Origin of the sequence: Sphingomonas sp. PP-CE-1A-559 (assembly GCF_004340965.1) — a bacterium.
In the GTDB taxonomy this organism is placed as follows: Bacteria; Pseudomonadota; Alphaproteobacteria; order Sphingomonadales; family Sphingomonadaceae; genus Sphingomonas.
In genome coordinates this window covers 1-1,186 of record NZ_SLYA01000034.1, presented here as the reverse complement: position 1 = coordinate 1,186, position 1,186 = coordinate 1, and the positions used below count along the sequence as shown (strand labels likewise).

Annotated in this window: 2 protein-coding genes; both read left to right on the top strand. The window is 47.1% G+C overall.

The genetic code is table 11. The features are described from left to right. Window positions 1–48 precede the first annotated feature (48 nt). Complete coding sequence (locus tag C8J42_RS19940) at window positions 49–786, top strand: Crp/Fnr family transcriptional regulator (RefSeq protein ID WP_133021544.1); 738 nt, start codon at window positions 49–51, stop codon at window positions 784–786. Window positions 787–1,006: 220 nt separating this feature from the next. Beyond that, on the top strand, window positions 1,007–1,147 hold the full coding sequence (locus tag C8J42_RS20290) for a hypothetical protein (RefSeq protein WP_156348902.1): 141 nt from the start codon (window positions 1,007–1,009) through the stop codon (window positions 1,145–1,147). Window positions 1,148–1,186: the final 39 nt, after the last annotated feature.

Here is a 1,186-nt window from a genome sequence, read left to right as displayed (position 1 = left end):
GGCAACTGAGAGACGCAATGCTCCCGCCAATGTTACGGGAACCCTGTTTTGATCTCGGAAATTGACCCTCATGGTCTGATTGCGAAAAGCCTATCGGCGTATTCGCGGATACAAGTTTTTGACAGCGAAGCTTTAGGCCGTCTGAAAGCTCGAACAAAAACGTTTGAGTCGGGAAGCTACGTATTCAGGGAAGGCTTGTCATCTTCCGACTATGTGTTTGTAATATCGGGCTATCTATTTCGTCAAAAGCAAACATTGGACGGTTATAGACAAATTGTATCGCTGATAATTCCCGGAGACATAGTTAATCCGGAAAGCAGATTTGTGAATAGTTTGGACTACAATGTGGTTTGTGCCGAAAAATCGAGCATCATCTATGTTCAAAGATCCGAGTTTGAAGAATTAATAGATTCACACCCATCCATTCGGTTGGCTTTGGATCTAAGAACAATTGTGGAGTCGCGACAACTGCGGGAGTGGTTGTTGAATATTGGTGGGCGTTCCGCACGGACTCGTGTAGCTCATTTTTTGAACGAATTTGCCGCCAGGACTAGGTTACGGGGCTTAAGTGATGGGTTGCATTTTTCCTTACCTATGTCGCAGGAGCAGATGGGGGATAGCGTAGGAATCACACCTGTCCACGTTAATAGGTCTATCAGGTCGCTAGTCGAAAGTGGCTTAATCAATCACGCCAACCGAAAATACGAAATAATTGATCTCGACGGCTTTAGGCAAGCTGGTCAATTCTCGGAAAGGTTTCTTTTGGTCGATGATTTGCCTCATTAATTTGCCATGTGGTGGATACCATGATGGCCGACGTTCGACGAAAAAACGCCAGTAATGTGTTAACTGCGTTCGGCCGGTCCCTGGACCCATCGAAGACGGCGCCATAGTCAACCGACTTGATCCAGATTAATCCTATATTGGTAGGGTCATCTCGCTTTCTTAATCTAGGTTATTTCCGGTGCTCACGGTACATGTCGGAATACTAGATAGGAGGCCGGGGATGACGTTCGACCAACAGGAAAAATTGAAAGCGCTCCTGCTGGAAGCGCTGGTCATAGCCGACAAAATGGAAGGGCGTGGTGTTCTCGCCCTCTACATTGTTCAGGCACTAGATACCCTAACGCCCAAGGTTCGGCGTTAAGCGGTTTAATGTCCGTTATCGCCGCCTGCCTCACGATAA